Genomic DNA, 16,671 nt, shown 5'->3' on the forward strand with positions numbered 1-16,671 from the left:
AAAATTTCTTCCAGCAAATTATGGTGTGTCAAAGACTTGTTATCATACTCGATGATATAAATAACAAGCCTTTGATTTCATTCCTTATTAGTTTTCTGCCCAACGATCGTATGCAGCTTGATAAATTTTTACATAACGATCAATATTCATGTTTTCGATTGTTTCTATATATTTATCCCAATTTGTTAATGGTTCTACTCCTGTGATAAACTTTGCTTCCATTTGTTCTACATAAGACTCTAAGTCCACTTCAATTGTGTTAATTTCTTCTTGCTCCTCCTCTGTTAGGTAAACTAATGGATACGCTGTTTCTGCATATGCATCTACTTTCGTTTTCGTTTCTTCCTCAATGAATAACTCAAAATCAGATCTTGGTGCGGTTTCTACTAAATCCACTAGCATTGGTGTATTAATAGCATATGCTGGTGTTAAAGAACCACGATAATCTTCACTACTATCGAATTCTTCAGGAACATCTTTAAAAACTCTTTGACCATCCTCGCCTTCTTCCCACAAGTAACCTTCTGGTCCTTGATCAAAGAAATCTCGCCCTTCTTGAGAATAGAGATAGTCAATCCATCGTATGGAAGCTTCAGGATAGTCATTGTTTTTGGTAATGGCAAAAGCCCCTCTACTAATTCCAGGATTTCCAGGTAAAACTATTTCCGGTGACACATCACTTGTCAAAGGATGAAACATCGGATTATTCATTGCTTCTTCTTCCGTTTGCCCTGTTGTAAAGAAAGAAAACCAATCAGGAAATAAACCTAATTTATTTTGCTGTCCTTTTGCCTTTTTCTGTTCATCCGCTTGTGAGAAGGTCTCGGGATCAAGTAATTTCTCGTCATACAATTTATTCATATACGTTATATATTCTTTATAATTCTCTGTGATTGGTGCATATCTAACTGTTCCATCAACTTCTTCAATTCCCCACTCTTTCATTCCAAAGGCGGCTAGCAACCATCTTCTTGTACTTTCCATTTTGACATCAATTAAAGGAATTTCATCAGCTTCACCATTGCCATTGGGATCTTCATCACGAAAACGCACTAACAACTCATATAACTCATCCGTCGTTTTTGGTAATTCCTCTACACCTAGTGCATCTAACCATTCACCGTTAAACCACATAGGACCCGCTGGCCACGCTGATGTAGGATGTTGATTGATAGCTGGTAATACATAAATATGTCCATCTGTCGTGGTGATTGACCTTTCTATTTCTGGATTTTCTTCCATCAATGCTTTAAGATTTGGAGCATATTCATCAATCAATTCTTCTAAAGGGATTAAAACACCCTGTTCACCATAATTAACTTCCATACTTGGTGTTAAGTCATCTGTTGAGGCACCGAATATAATGTCTGAAATATCTCCACTTGCAAATGCTAAATTCAATTTGGTTTGAAAATCACTTAATGGTGGCGTATCGTAATCAAAATTAATATTTGTTTTCTCTGAGTATTCTTGTAATGTAGGCATATCTTTCCATTCTGCGATACCGGTACCAGGAGCCATTAATGATAATGTTATTTCTTCATCTACAATTGGATAGCCCTCTTTATTTACCTCAACCGATTTGTTATCGCTATCATTTTCACCATCATTTTGATTTGCTGAGTCATCTGTGTTACATGCTATTAAAATAATTAAAAGTACTGAAAACATTATTGATAACCAAAAATTTCTCTTCATCATTTAACCTCTCCCCTTATTTTTTCATAGATAACAACTTTTTTCATATCAACTCCTTAAACAGGACTAGCCTGTATAATCCTAAAATTAAACAATTAATGCCAATTGATCGTTCTATTCTTAGAAATAGCAATTGAAACAAGGGATTCTAATCTGCTTTTTAAATACTAAGAACATGTGATAACTAATTCTTACTTTATTGTTTAACTACAACAAAATTCAGTTTACCAGTAAATAATTTGCATCCCTCCTTTTCTATTTTTCAATTTATTAACTGTCCTCATCATAACGATAAAAGTAAGCGTTATCAATATGTTGTTTTTGTTTTAAATTGTCACTATTACTTTTACTTCAATACAAACCCACTAGTGATACCGCTTTCAAAAATTGTTGATATGTATTGTTTTACCTATATGTGAAATGTGTTATTAATATTTATTATCCTTCATCATAACTAGTCAGGCATGGTTTCCTTCAAAAGCCAATCATATGGATAATTAGTTTTTCATAAACCTAACTGTTGAAAAAAATAATGAAATTGATGATACCATAAAGTTTTTTAAAAAACAAATACTAATCAATCTAAATAATCTAAGTATGAAAGAAGCACTTGAAGATAATGAAGTGTACACTATGCTCACATTGATTCATTAATACTTTTATTGTATATAATACTTCCTTTTATATTTCATTTGTATTACAATATATATTGTTCTTTTGCAAATTAATTTCAATGCTTATCCAGGGGGAAAACATGAGACAAAAAACATTCATCTTAAGCACTTTATTACTTTTCATCATGACAGGCTGTAGTCTGCTTAGTTCAACGGATACTTCCTTTTCAAGGGAAGATTATGATAATTGGTATCAACAAGGAGAATTTGAAACTGCACTGGTCGATGTGAATGAACGATTGTCCGATTACCCAGAGGATGCTTATCTGCTCAATGAGAAAGGCTATATTTTAAATGAATTGGAACGCTATGAAGAAGCCCAAGAAACATTAGAAGAAGCGGTGGAGATTGATGACCAATCAGACAGCGCTTATACGAATCTAGCCTTATCGTTAAATGAGCTAGATGAGTATGAACAAGCGATTGTCGCTGCCCAAAAGGCGATTGATATTAGTGAAGATGAACCTGAGCAATTTATCAATATGGGCAATGCACACTCCATGTTAGAGAGAGATGAAAAAGCCTTAGAATACTACAACAAGGCGTTGGAAATAGATCCAACCGCACCTTATGCCTTGTACGGAAAAGGGGTATCCCTTTATTTCTTAGAAAGATATGAGGAAAGCATTCCTTTTCTAGAGGATTACTTACAAACATATCCAGAAGATATTGACGCACTTCGGTACCTTGTTTATTCCAATGACTTAGCGGAAAACTATGAGGGCACCATTCCCTATATTGAAAAACTGATTGAATTAGAACCTGAACGTGAAATAGACAATATGGACTATAAAGGATTAATGCTTACTTACGCAGGTAAATTGGAAGAGGCAGAGGCTTTTTATACCGATATGACCGAACAGTTTCCTGAAGAGGGTGTCGGATTCTATGGTCTGAGCGTGGCACTTATTCAACAAGGCAATACAGACGATGGTCTTGCAAATTTGGAAGAGGCGATTGCCTTAAATTCTGAGTTACGAGATGTTGCCTACAGTGATCCATTACTAGAACCGGTTTATGAAGATGAGACGTTTATTCAGTTGACGGAGTAACGCACACTAAAAAGTAGTACAGCCTAGCTTGGCTGTACTACTTTTTACTTTGCTACAACGTTCATTCTTGCAATAACTTATCATGATGCTGCCGCTTATATCCGTCTGGAATTATATTTTTTCTATTTATACAACGGCCCATACGTCTGACATGCCCGATAATCCGCTCCTTCTAAGTCATTCGTACCAAACATATTCCAAGCACTTGGACGGAAGATGGCTTCTTCCTGTACATTGTGCATATTCACTGGAATACGGAGCATGGAAGCAAGGGTAAGGAGATCGGCTCCAATATGACCATAGCTGACTGCACAATGATTGGCTCCCCAATTGTTCATCACGGAATACACATCACGAAATGCTCCTTCACCGGTTAGCCTAGGTACAAACCATGTGGTGGGCCATGTTGGATCAGTACGGTCATTTAATGTGGCATGCACCTTATCCGGCAGGTCAACGGTATATCCTTCTGCGAGCTGCAACACTGGGCCTAATCCTTTGATTAAATTAACACGGGCAATCGTAACTGGCATTTCTCCCTTTGTTTTAAAATTACTGGAGAATCCCCCACCACGGAAATACTCCGTATTGGCTGGGCGCCACTCAGTTGCTTGCATGCATTTGTCTGCTTCCTCTTCTGTAATGTTCCAGAACGGCTTCATGACTGGCTGACCATCGACTTCTTGTTCACCGGTCCCGTCTAATGCCGCTGCACCTGAATTTAATAAATGAATAACCCCTTGCTCGGCATGTCCTGCTAAGCTATGATCGGTTACACGCTTCACTGCCTCAGGGCTCCAATACGTACGCACATCGGCAAAAATCTGTGCACGGTTGGTTAATAAATGACCAAACAGCATGGTGGCTGCATTTAAAGTGTCATTTTCAGTTGCTACCATATACGGTGCGCGAATACCATTCCAATCGAAGGAAGAGTTTAAGATTGCCTCCATAAAATCACCATTAGGAAAATGGTCAGTCCATTGCCTCTGCCCTTGGAAACCAGATGCGATAGCATGATGTCCCATTGCCTCTTCTTCAAAGCCCATCTCCGCAAGCTTTGGATTACCCTCCATCAAATCCCTGACGATCATGGTCATTTTAATGTTCATTTGTAAATCGGCATCTTTTTGCTCGTCTGTACGTTTGTTTTCTTCCTGGTTAATATCTGATCCAAACACACCGTTTTGTTTTATCCAAGTATAGGCTTGGGCAAATTCCTCTTTATCATAAATCTCTTCCTCTACCCGGCGAGTTAATTCTGACATATCAACATATTCATTACGCATGCCTAAATATTCTTGGAAAAACTCTTCATTCACCATACTGCCGGCAATCCCCATCGACACCGAACCAATCGACAAGTATGATTTATCCTTCAACATAGCCACCGCTATCCCAGCACGTGCGAAACGGAGTAGCTTCTCTCTCACATCGGCAGGTATACTCTGATCCTCAATGTCTTGCACATCATGACCATATATACCAAAAGCAGGAATACCCTTCTGATTATGCGCCGCCAAAACAGCTGCTAAATAAACGGCTCCTGGGCGTTCGGTTCCATTAAAACCCCAGATGGCATTCGGTCGATTCGGGTTCATATCCATTGTTTCAGAACCATAACACCAGCAAGGAGTAACCGTAATGGTAACGCCAACATTTTCTTTATCAAATTTGGCTTTTGCCTGTGCAGCCTCCGCTACGCCTCCAATACAAGTATCAGCAATCACCGTCTGAATTGGCTCTCCATTGTTATAATGCAGATTGTCAGCTAGTAATTGCGCTACGGTTTTTGCCATGGTCATCGTTTTCTCTTCTAACGATTCCCGTACTCCCTTTCTTCTTCCATCAATTGTCGGACGAATTCCGATTTTCGGCATTTCTCCTATCCATCTGCTAGTTGCTGTCATTTTTCTTCCTCCTCTACGATTCTTCTATATATTGAGTAAAGCGTTGATACACCTGTTGCCATTCTGCTGAATCTTCGGGGTAATAATGTGTCACTGGAAAAGAATGCTGAATGACTTCTCGCGCTTCTTGCATATCAGCTATTTCCCCTAACGCTATCCATTGTGCGATCGCATTTCCAATAGAACTTGCTTCAATAGGTCCTGCCACCACTTCCCGCCCGGTGGCATTTGCGGTTAATTGACATAAGTGCTGATTACGAATGGCTCCACCTCCCATATGTATACGGTTCAATTTTTCTCTTGTAAGCTGGTCTAATCGCTGAATGACCCAATTGTATTTCAGAGCCAGACTTTCTAAAATGCAGCGGATCATCTCGCCTTGTGTTTCCGGGACCGGCTGAGCAGTCTCGCGACAAAAATGCTGGATTTCCTCCACCATATTATCTGGATTGAAAAATCGCGGATCATCCGGGTTAATCAACGAACGAAAGGGTGGTGCATCTATAAAACATCTATTTTCACGATCAAAATCAGTGACCGTTCCTTGTCTTTCCCACACCTTGCGACACTGCTGCAACAGCCACATGCCCATGTTGTTTTTCTGTAACCGCGCACCACCATCGATCGTCCCTTCATTGGTAAATCCCCATTGCATTGCTTTGATATCAGTAACAGCCTCAGCTATAGGTACACCAATCAACACCCAGGTACCACAGCTCATAAAGACGGATGGGACATCTGCTAATGGTAGTGCGGCCAAGGCACTGGCTGTGTCATGTCCGGCTACATGGACGACCTTGATCGCATCCATCTGCAATTCCTGATTAATAGCTGGCAATGTCTCCCCAGCGATGGTCGCCGATTCGACTAATGGAGTCAGTATGTGGGTCGGAATATCTAGCTGTTCCAAGATGGAAGTCTCCCACTTCCTTCCTCTTATAGCAAGCATTTGCGTGGTTGAACTGATCGTAAACTCATTGTATTTCTCACCACTGAATAAATAAGACAATAAGCTCGGCGTCAGTAATAAGGTCTCGGCCTGTTCTAATAATGCTGGATGCTCTTTCTGGATCGCATACAATTGAAATAGGGTATTAATCGCCGCCGTCTCCACTCCGGTTAAACGAAATAATTCCTCTGAACTAATCCATTGTAACGCCTCTTCCATTGCCTGCTGATTACGAGGGTTTCGATAGCTGTATGGATTCATTAATAACTCTCCCGTTTCTGCAAGCAGGCCAAAGTCCACTCCCCATGTATCGATTCCCATACTTTCAATATTGGTATGCCCTTTTTGTAAACTAATTTGCATGGCTCTTTTCATCTCTGAGAAGATATGAAGAATATCCCAATAGTCATGGCCTGTTACATGAACAGGGTGATTATCAAACCGGTGTATCTCCTCCATATACATTTTTTCCCCGTTGAAGCTACTTAGCATCAGTCTTCCATTAGAAGCACCTATGTCAAATGCCCATATCTTCTTCATGTTATCCCTCATCCTTCAACAATTTGGCTCGATACTTTTCACTGGAAAGATTACGCAGGTCTTCGCACTCTTCCGTCGATAATAGTCGTGGCGTGCCCACTGTGCTTGAAATCGTGAAGACCTTAGCCGCTTCTTCTACTAATTGCATAAAAAAATAGGCTTCTTTGATCGATTTCCCTACGGTTAATACCCCATGATTCCGCATAACAATCACATCGGTTTCTTCCACCACATCTGCAACAGCATCTGCTAATACATGGGTGGTCGGAATCATATATTCTAAGTACCTTACTTGCTTAATCATGGCTGGAAAATCCGGAAACATACTCGGTATCTCCTGACCTGCAGAAGAAACCCCAACAGAATAACTAGGATGCGCATGTAAAACAGAATCAATATCTGGCCTTTTTCGAAAACATGCCAGATGCATGAGGATCTCTGAAGATGGCTTTAAATCACCATGTATCTCACCAGAATCAATGTGCACCTTCACCCATTGATCCTCACCAATTTCTTGTAGATCAAAGCCGCTTGGAGAAAGATACATGTATTCCCCTTCCCGCATACTTAAATTCCCTCCAGCCCCTACTACCAGTCCGGATTGTACAAGCTTCTTTGCGTATAAACCCAATTGTTCTCTTACATGGTTCATTTACATCCCCCTCCTTATTAATGCACGATACATTCGTTACCGGTAACATAAAATGAGACACCTTTCATCATGTTGAACGCAATGGATAAAACGGTTACAAAACCGATGAAAGGGGCGACGTTCCTGCCCCTCTGCTTGCCTATCTTTTTAATGTTGATTTGCGGATGTGAATCTCTGGCTGAAGGACGATTTTTTTTGCTTCATCCATCTCTTTATTTTCCACCCGATCAATGAGCAGCTGGATCCCCACTCGACCGAATTCAGTGGCTGGCTGAGCAGATACTGTAAAGAAAGGATCAAAATACACCACAGGCTCTACCTCATCAAAGCAAACCACCGATATATCCTTTGGCACGCTTAGCCCCATCTCCCGCAAGGTTCTAATCAAACTCACGGCGATAAAGTTATTCGCTGCAAAGATAGCGGTAGGGCGCTGATCTGGATCAAGACTCCATAAACGTTCGAGAATTTTTTTGGCCTTACCTTCTTGCGCATGCTTATAATCTAATTCCGAAAGATAATGTTCATACTGCTCCAACCCGTTTTTCTCAAGCGTCTCCAAATAACCTCGGGCACGCTCTCTTGCCGTTGACACATTAGATGGTCCATTAATTAAGGAAATATTTCGATGGCCTCCATCAATCAAGTGCTGCACAAGCTGTTGGCTTCCTGCATAACTATCACCAATCACATAATCCCCAGAAAACCCTTCAATGGTTCGGTCAAGCAATACCACTGGAATATCATGCTGCCTCAATCGTTCAATCTGATTAATCGTTGTGTCACTAGTAGGTGCCAACAATACACCATCGACCCTAGCCGAGATCATCATGTCAATATAGTTGATCTCTTTTTGACTGTCTTCATCGGTATTACTAATTAACACACGATAACCTCTCTCTACCGCCATATCTTCTACCCCTCTGGCAATTTTAGAGAAAAAAGGGTTCGTAATATCTGGTAACATGAGCCCTAAGGTCTTCGTTTGGTTCGAGGTAAGGCTTCTTGCTGCTGCATTTGGTATATAACCCAATTCAGCAATGGCCCTCTCCACCTTCTTTCTTGTGGTTGCCTTGATATTAGCCGAGTTATTGATCACTCGGGATACCGTCATCGGTGAAACATTGGCATTCTTCGCAATATCATAAATTGTTACCATATCCATAGCCCCATTCTATGTACGTTATACCCTCAAGGATAGCGATAACATAACGAGATTGCAAGGATTGACTATGATTCTTGTGAATTTCACGTATTTACATAGAATAGAGATAATTTTTATTATATCACTATTTGTTATCGGTAACAATTGAAATGTGCTATCTTATTTTATAACAAATAAACAAAATAGCTTGCTAAAAGATGGAACTATTACCTAGCACAATCATCATGCAGGCGCCTGGTTGCACAGCAGATCAACCTGTACGACGGCGCCTTTTTTCTTGCTAAATCATATGTTGTTTTAAAAATTCCATACTCTTATGGATCTGTGCTTCCGATAATCCATGCATAATTAACGGAATATGATCATATCCCTGAGCCAACTGTGCGAGGTAATAATCATAATCAAGAATCCCTTCTCCTGCTGCAACAAAACTCCGTCCTGGTTCGGCAGAGAGATCCTTCGCATGAGAAAGAACCACTTCTTCCCCTAATAAATCAAATCCTTCTTGAATGGTAGCTTGCATTTGATCATATTGATTAAGTTGAAACAAGTTGGCAGCATCCATAATCACCTTCAAGTGAGGCGACTGCATTTGATCCAATATTTCTCTACAACGCGCTGCTGTGTTCACCACATTGGAGGCCTCTGTTTCAATAGCTAGGATAACATCATGCTCTGCTGCAATATCCAAAGCTTGTCTCAAACAATCCGACATATCACGCCAAGCCTCTGGCGTATTATTATCCGGATGCCACCTCCACATATTTTCCTCATCCCTTGTTCCTGTACACAAAGTAATTACGGAGGAACCCATTGATTTGGTCGTTACGGCAAGGCTTTCCAACCGCTCCAAACCAGCCCGTCTCACATTCTCATCAGGATGGGACATATTGAAAGTACCAGAAACTGCGCTAATCGTAATATCATTTTCTTGAGCAGCATCTTTGATTCTTTTGACCATCTCTACCTCAATTTTTTCCGGCATGGTAGGGAGGCCAGCACTTGTTAAATCTAGCTGAATATAATGCAAACCATACGAGTTGATCACTTCCAAGGTCTCTTCTATCGAATCACGTTTGATGGTATCTGTCAGAATACCTAATTCCATTTCGATTCAACCTTTCTATTATATGTTGACGCATTTTTTTCGATGCAATTATCCGCCAAACATCCATGAGCCGCATCCTGTGCAACGAATAGACATTAGCAGAGGCTAAAAAATAACCCTTGATATATTTTACTTTATCTATCCTATTCTATGTTAAGACTTATACCCCAAATGTATTCCCACCATTAACAGACAGCGATTGTCCTGTGATAAAGTTTGCTTCATCCGCTGCGATAAAGACAATAGCATTTCCAATATCATCAGGCACTCCCATTCTCTGCAACGGGACATTGTTTTGATATTGCGCTAATACATCTGCTGGGGTTTCTGCGTGCTTCTCCACAGGGATAAAACCTGGATTAATTACGTTCACGGTAATTCCAAACGGCCCAAGTTCACTTGCCCATGACCGCGTCATACCCAACTGTGCAGACTTCGCTGTAACGTAATTGGCGAAACGAGCATTACCAAGCTGAACGACCTCACTGCCAATATTGATAATACGACCACTCCGCTTCATCTTCATGCCTGGAAGGACAGCTTTTGTTAGTAATAAAGGCGCCTTCACAAAAAAGCGAAATTGCGCTTCATAATCGGTCCATTCGCTCTCTTCAATCGATAATTGTGGCTGAGCTCCGGTCGCATTATTAACCAAGATATCAATCGTACCACCTGTTTCTTCTCCAATTTGCTTAATAAGCTGGTCTACCGCTTCTTCATCGGTCACATCTGCCTGCACGGCTCTCGCCTCACCGCCATTGTCCCGAATCCACTTCACCGTTTGTTCAGCACTCTCTACATCATTAGCATAATTGACAATGACGGTTGCCCCAGCTGCCGCCAAGGCTCCACTAATACTTTTTCCCAATCCTCTAGAGCCACCAGTTACTAGAGCTAGTTTACCTGTTAAGGAATATGTCATGTTCTACCTCCATTCTCTTTATCTGTTGCCAAACTGCTGATAAAGACGCTTCATCTTATACTCTCCAGTAATAAGTAAATACCTGTGAAGATTAATAATAAGTAAGTCAACACTTGAAAGAATCGCGGGCTCATTTTTTTGAACCACCATTGACCAGCTACTAATCCAATGCCCACCACCGGCAATGCCCATAAACTAGATAACCAAACCGTCTGGTTCGTGCCAGCAAATATGATTTGTACGATCAAACTGGCAAAATAGATAAACAGATAATAGCCCAACGTGGTGGCTCGTAACGTTTCCTTAATCGTATTCGTCCCTGAAAAATAGAGCAATAGCGGTGGACCTGGCATCCCAATACTGGTTGTAAAAGCTCCCGATAAACCACCAATCGCAAGGTCGCGTTTCTTTGTTTGACGCAATCGCCATCTACCAATCAACAACACGGTTAACACTAAAATAATCAAACTAACAGCAAGCTTCAGACCATTGATATCCATAGCCAAGAAAATATATATTCCTAGTAATAAGCCTGGCAGACTCCCTAGCACAAAACGCTTAAGAATCCCCATGTCTATATCTTTTCTGATCTTCGCAATTAAAGCACACGATATGACTAATGACAAAATCAAGTTAATTTGAATCGCTTCCATTGGCTGAAACAATAATAATAGGAATGGTGTCGCTAAAATAGAAAAACCAAAACCTGTACTAGTTTGCAAGATGGAAGCAAGAAAAATAATCACCATAAAAATGAAGAACTCCATATAAACCCGCTTTCCTCATGTTCATTTCCTACTGCCCTATTGTATCATAAGCCTACCTCAAGACGCTTTGTATAACACTTGGAATGTATAACAAACTGTTTGTAAAAACCAAGTGCAGGGCTTGCTGAGTCGCTTCCCTATCACAGAAAAATAAACAAATACACTACATAGAAAACGAAATATTCTAAGCTAATCTGTTCCCAATCGAAAAACAGATATTTTTATGCCTCATCCTGTTCTTCATCTTCTGTATATTCCAATATATCACCCGGCTGGCAACGCAATGTCTTACAAATAGCTTCCAATGTCGAGAATCGTATCGCTTTAACGTTGCCTGTTTTTAATTTAGAAAGATTAACATTGGAAATTCCCGTGATCCTTGCCAAATCATTTAATTTCATTTTCCGCTCAGCTAGCATACGATCTACTCTAATAATAATCGGCATCTTTCATCACACCGTTTCATCCATTTCTTTTTGCAAATAAGTTCCATATTGGAAGATTTGCGCCACAACAAAAAATAATAAACCTGCAATCAGGGCAGAATAACTAATAATCATCGAGAGACTGATACTCACAATTTGAGTTACAAACACGGACATAGCAAGGTTGATAATGAGTTTTCCAAAAATTCCATATAAAAACAAAATAAGGGCTAACCGTTGTAAACATTTCACATTCTGATCAGAGAAAGGGGTACGACCCTCTGCAATAGAGGCTAGTATCGTTTTTATTTGCCGAATTCCGTACAAGAGCGGGAGGGAAAAGGTTAATCCGTTAAAAAACACATAGGTAATAAAGGCATGTTTCGCCTCAAAATGATACTGACCGACAGATAATAGAATATCAAAAGGAATATATGCACTAAATAACAGATTTCCAACCACTGGTCCATCGATACGCCAAGCATTCACACCCGATTCCGCCTCAAATGCAGAGGCAGGCAGAAACAAAGACCAAATTGCTTCTCCTATGGTATAGACTAAAAACACAAGCGTAAACCACTTGACAACATTGAGTAACGTTATCATTCTTCCAGAACGTTGAGGCAGCAGCTGACTTACTTTTTTCTTAACCATATATAATCATCCTCTTTTCGTTTGTTGATTATTTTGATAATAACGGTTTATTTTATATTATTCAATAAACAATTAACGATAATCATTAATAAAAAGACATGCAAAAAGAAAATAACCTAACCTCCTATGGATCAATATCTATTCCTTAGGCTATTAGAAGGTTAGGTTATTTATAGCTTTTTCTTATTTCGTGAATATTTTTTATTGGAAGGTGATTACTTTGTCGTGTAACCATTTATTGCAAACGATATACCATCGTTTAACCACTACTTCATTTCCGCTTCTTTTCTGATTTGTCAATAATAGATGTACCGACCAAGTCACCAGTGACATTCAGCGCTGTACACCCCATTCCAATCAGGGCGTCTACTGCGGTAAGCAGGGCAACTGCTTCCATGGGCAGACCTACCTGCACAAATACGGTAGCAATCATCACAATACCTGCACCTGGAATACCAGCTGTTCCGATCGAGGCTAATGTTCCGATCAATACGACCTGCAGCATTTCTATATAGCTCAACGGATCACCAATAATATTGGCGGCAAATACGGCGGATACGGCAATACGCATGGCAGCTCCATCCATGTTTATCGTTGCACCCAATGGAAGACTAAATCCATAAAGACTTTTGGAAAGTCCCATGTCTCTAGCTGCATTTAATGTCAAGGGGAGAGATCCCGAACTACTTTGTGTAACAAAAGCGGTAATCATCGGCGTACGCGCATGGGTAAAAAATGTTTTCAGTGGTACTTTTGTTAGAAACATGAACATCATATAAAATCCGACCTGAACGATTAATGCAATATAGAGAACGACAACCATACTTCCTAATTCTAGCAATGTATCTGCACCTTGATCACCAACCGTTTCTGCAATGATAGCAAATATACCAACCGGGATATATTGCAATATAACCTTCATAATCTTTAAGGTTGCTTCGTTTAATCCATCTATGACTTGATAAACAGATTCTCCAAGCTCCTTATGGCTTTCAGAAGATCTCAGAGCAGCGATTGCGATCCCGAAAACAAGCGCGGTGAAAATGATTCCCAAAAGATTTAGTTCGCTAAAGGCAGTTACAATATTTTCTGGCACAATATTTAACAGAACACTTGTAATACCAGGATTGTCTGGCACTTCGAATTCCTGATCTGTATCCAGCGTCATCCCTGTCCCTGGAGAAAAAATACTAGCAACTGCAATTCCAACAGCGATGGCTACAGCAGAAGTAAGCAGATAATAGAGAAATACCTTTCCGCCCATTCGTCCTAAATTCCCAATATTTGTTTAATTCACCCCAACGATTAGTGTGAATAAAATGAGCGGGATGATGAGAAAGGTGAGTAAACGAAGCAAAAGATCACCAAATGGCGCTAATACTGCTGCATCCTCTCCAAAAATCAAACCAACACCAACACCTAAAATGAGGGCAATCGATATTTTTAAAATAAGTGGTGCAACGATATAGCCTTGCCAAATCCGCTTCATGAATCGTTCCTCCTCCACTGTATCGTATGTCCTAATAGATTGCTCATTTAACACTTTAATTCATACAAAAATACTATGATTAATCTCTTCTAACATACAAGGTGAGGAATGAAGAGTCAACAGGATTGCTTGCGAAAGTGAGATCGCTAACTTATATAGATTCGACAGATAAGGAAATGTCTAAATGGATCATTCCGTTTCCCACTACTAAGTAGCAGAAAGCTGGTGTGTCTTCAATTTATGCTGCAACTGCTCACTTTCTTTAGAATATCCAATTTTATTAACCAAAAACATAGCTGCACTCATCCCAAAGAAAAGAGCAAGTCCAGGCATAAATGCAACTAATAGCAACATACCTACCAACACGCCCATATGTCCTACGTTGCTTTTCGGAAGCATCCATAGAAGTAAAAAAGCACGCTTCACTTGATGGATAAGTGGCTTATCACGTTCAAAGTATTGCAAAAAATGAACGATACTCAAGAAAATCAAGCCAAGGAAAGCCAAGACAAGCAACCTTATATAAACAGCTTCTATAAAAAGCAAATTCATACTAATCAAACCCGCCATCACACCATATAGAATGCCCGCTCCATTCATTACAAAGAAGGAACGACGAAAAACCTCACGGAAGATTTGAAAGGTCTGTTTAGAAGTGAGCGATTCCTGTTTCCATACACTCAGTAGCGCATATGTAGCAGGAAACACACCAAATACAACCAACCCTGCCAAAGAAAAAATCAGCCATAGCATTTGTAAATAAGCAAACCAATAAATCGTTTGAATAACAATTGCGTATTTAGACAGAAACGTATCCATTTGTCACCTTTCCTTTCTTTATTATCCCTTGACCGATCCATCTACCATCCCTTTCATAATCTGCTCCTGAAAAATAAGATACATCACTATTGTCGGAACAACCGCAATCGTCATAGCAGCCATGGTCAGGGCATAATCCGTACTAAACCCATCCGAAAAAATCGCCAGACTTAATGGCAACGTTTTAAGTGAACTGTCATTAATAAATACCAATGCGAAAACAAATTCATTCCAATAGCGCAGAAATGCCAGGATTGCAACAGTAGACATGGCAGGTACACTTAAAGGCAGCATTACCCGAAAAAATATTCCCCAATAGCCACTGCCATCTATAACCGCAGCTTCTTCTAATTCTTTGGGAATCGTGCCCATATAAGCCATTGTTAAAAAGATGGCAACTGGAAGCTCAAAAGCTGTATAGGGCAGAATGAGTGCCCAATATGTGTCCAGCAAGCCTACCTCGTTCATCATCGTAAACAAAGGCACTAATGTGCTATGCACTGGAATTAACATCCCCAATAAAAAGAATACCATCAAAAAACCTTTGAACTTAAATGAATACCGGGACAATACATATGCCGTTAAAGCACCAAGAAACACTGTTAATATAGTTCCTGCAATGGTCACTATTACCGAATTAATCATTGCTTGACCAAGCCCAGCTACTTCCCAGGCCCGTTGAAAATTCTCCCATTCTATTTTGGTAGGAAAAGAATATGGTTGAGAAAAAAATTCCTCGTTTGTCTTTACTGAGCTAGTGATCAACCAATACAATGGATAAATCATCAGTAACGAAAAAACAGTTAAGAACCCAAACTTCAGAATTTTAAACAAGGATTCTTTAATGAAAACACTAGACGAAGCCTTCTTTTGATAAACTTCTGTACTCATCTAGATACCTCCTCCTGCCTCATCTTTTCTGCGCATGAATATCTGGCTGATGACAATCAAAATCATGCTCAAAATAATTATCATCGTAGATATAGCGGAACCAAAACCATAACGATACACAAGAAAGGTGTTATTGTACATGTAAGTGGCTAAAATTTCAGTAGACTGCGCCGGTCCACCACCGGTCATGACAAAGACTTGATCAAAGGCCTTCAAACTCCCAGAGATACAAAGGACAATGACCACCTTGATCGTTCCCCACATGTTTGGCAAAATAATATACACTAATTTACGCCAGCCTAATGCCCCATCAAGAATGGCCGCCTCTTCAATTTCTCCAGGAATATTTTGAATCGCCGCTATAAAAATGATTAAGTAGGGGCCAATATAGTTCCAGATAATCGGAACCGAAACGGCATACATATTTACGGATGGGTCAGACAGCCAAGCCCTTGTCCAAGACTCCAATCCAATTGTTCGAAGTACTGTGTTAACTACTCCCAACTCTGGATCAAAGATATAACCCCAAATCAATCCTACTACTACCGTGGAAATGACCATAGGTAAGAAAACGGCAGAACGAACAAAGCGTTGAAACATATTGCTTTTTCTTAGTAACAAGGCCAGTCCTAATGCTATTGGCACTTGACCAAGCACAGAGGCAGCAACAATAATCAAATTATTCTTAAAGGCTTTCCAGAAGATAGGGCTTTGAATAACCTCCAAATAATTCTGCAAACCAATAAAAGTAGTATCGCCTAACCCTGTCCATTCAAAAAAGCCGTAGTAAGACGACCAGAAAATTGGAATAATGACAAAGAAACTATAAATGAAAAGGGCCGGGAGTAGTGTTATGGTCAATAAACCCGTTAATTTTACTTTTGATTGCATACGATCCCTTCCTTTCCTTACGAGGCAATTACTATCCAACAGCGGAAACCGTCCACTGTTGGAAT

General features: G+C 40.0%; 14 protein-coding genes and 1 pseudogene. 1 reads left to right on the plus strand and 14 read right to left on the minus strand.

The features are described from left to right. Positions 1-87: 87 nt before the first annotated feature. On the minus strand, positions 88-1,701 hold the full coding sequence (locus tag E0E32_RS20575) for an extracellular solute-binding protein (protein WP_235817477.1): 1,614 nt from the start codon (positions 1,699-1,701) through the stop codon (positions 88-90). A gap of 751 nt (positions 1,702-2,452) precedes the next feature. Between E0E32_RS20575 and E0E32_RS20580 the strand changes: the two genes are divergently transcribed. Continuing rightward, a complete protein-coding gene (locus E0E32_RS20580; RefSeq protein WP_066189685.1) occupies positions 2,453-3,424 on the plus strand; it encodes a tetratricopeptide repeat protein in 972 nt (323 codons plus the stop codon). Between the two features lie 122 nt (positions 3,425-3,546). Here the strand turns inward: E0E32_RS20580 and E0E32_RS20585 are convergent, their stop codons facing one another. From E0E32_RS20585 to E0E32_RS20645, 13 genes and pseudogenes are all read right to left on the minus strand, one after another. Continuing rightward, a complete protein-coding gene (locus E0E32_RS20585; RefSeq protein ID WP_130860698.1) occupies positions 3,547-5,334 on the minus strand; it encodes an L-fucose isomerase in 1,788 nt (595 codons plus the stop codon). A gap of 13 nt (positions 5,335-5,347) precedes the next feature. Next, complete coding sequence (locus E0E32_RS20590) at positions 5,348-6,823, minus strand: rhamnulokinase (RefSeq protein ID WP_130860699.1); 1,476 nt, start codon at positions 6,821-6,823, stop codon at positions 5,348-5,350. A 1-nt stretch (position 6,824) separates the two neighbouring features. Beyond that, on the minus strand, positions 6,825-7,475 hold the full coding sequence (locus tag E0E32_RS20595; RefSeq protein ID WP_066189680.1) for a class II aldolase/adducin family protein: 651 nt from the start codon (positions 7,473-7,475) through the stop codon (positions 6,825-6,827). 139 nt (positions 7,476-7,614) lie between these two features. Then, a complete protein-coding gene (locus tag E0E32_RS20600; protein WP_066189677.1) occupies positions 7,615-8,634 on the minus strand; it encodes a LacI family DNA-binding transcriptional regulator in 1,020 nt (339 codons plus the stop codon). A 286-nt stretch (positions 8,635-8,920) separates the two neighbouring features. After that, a complete protein-coding gene (locus E0E32_RS20605) occupies positions 8,921-9,748 on the minus strand; it encodes a sugar phosphate isomerase/epimerase family protein (RefSeq protein ID WP_130860700.1) in 828 nt (275 codons plus the stop codon). A 160-nt stretch (positions 9,749-9,908) separates the two neighbouring features. Further along, on the minus strand, positions 9,909-10,670 hold the full coding sequence (locus E0E32_RS20610) for an SDR family NAD(P)-dependent oxidoreductase (RefSeq protein ID WP_066189669.1): 762 nt from the start codon (positions 10,668-10,670) through the stop codon (positions 9,909-9,911). Positions 10,671-10,720: 50 nt separating this feature from the next. Next, positions 10,721-11,437, minus strand: a complete 717-nt coding sequence (locus E0E32_RS20615; RefSeq protein WP_066189665.1) for a sulfite exporter TauE/SafE family protein — start codon at positions 11,435-11,437, stop codon at positions 10,721-10,723. A gap of 221 nt (positions 11,438-11,658) precedes the next feature. Next, on the minus strand, positions 11,659-11,883 hold the full coding sequence (locus E0E32_RS20620; RefSeq protein ID WP_130860701.1) for a helix-turn-helix domain-containing protein: 225 nt from the start codon (positions 11,881-11,883) through the stop codon (positions 11,659-11,661). Between the two features lie 6 nt (positions 11,884-11,889). Further along, positions 11,890-12,516 (minus strand): DUF2975 domain-containing protein, encoded by a 627-nt coding sequence (locus E0E32_RS20625; RefSeq protein WP_130860702.1) that lies wholly within the window; start codon positions 12,514-12,516, stop codon positions 11,890-11,892. A 271-nt stretch (positions 12,517-12,787) separates the two neighbouring features. After that, a pseudogene (locus E0E32_RS20630) lies at positions 12,788-14,005 on the minus strand (dicarboxylate/amino acid:cation symporter). A gap of 207 nt (positions 14,006-14,212) precedes the next feature. Next, complete coding sequence (locus E0E32_RS20635; RefSeq protein ID WP_066189655.1) at positions 14,213-14,824, minus strand: DUF624 domain-containing protein; 612 nt, start codon at positions 14,822-14,824, stop codon at positions 14,213-14,215. Between the two features lie 21 nt (positions 14,825-14,845). Beyond that, positions 14,846-15,715, minus strand: a complete 870-nt coding sequence (locus E0E32_RS20640; protein WP_066189652.1) for a carbohydrate ABC transporter permease — start codon at positions 15,713-15,715, stop codon at positions 14,846-14,848. After that, positions 15,716-16,606 (minus strand): carbohydrate ABC transporter permease, encoded by an 891-nt coding sequence (locus tag E0E32_RS20645; protein WP_130860703.1) that lies wholly within the window; start codon positions 16,604-16,606, stop codon positions 15,716-15,718. Between the last annotated feature and the right edge of the window lie 65 nt (positions 16,607-16,671).

The sequence above is a fragment of the Gracilibacillus phocaeensis genome (assembly GCF_900626275.1).
Classification (GTDB): domain Bacteria; phylum Bacillota; class Bacilli; order Bacillales; family Amphibacillaceae; genus Gracilibacillus; species Gracilibacillus timonensis.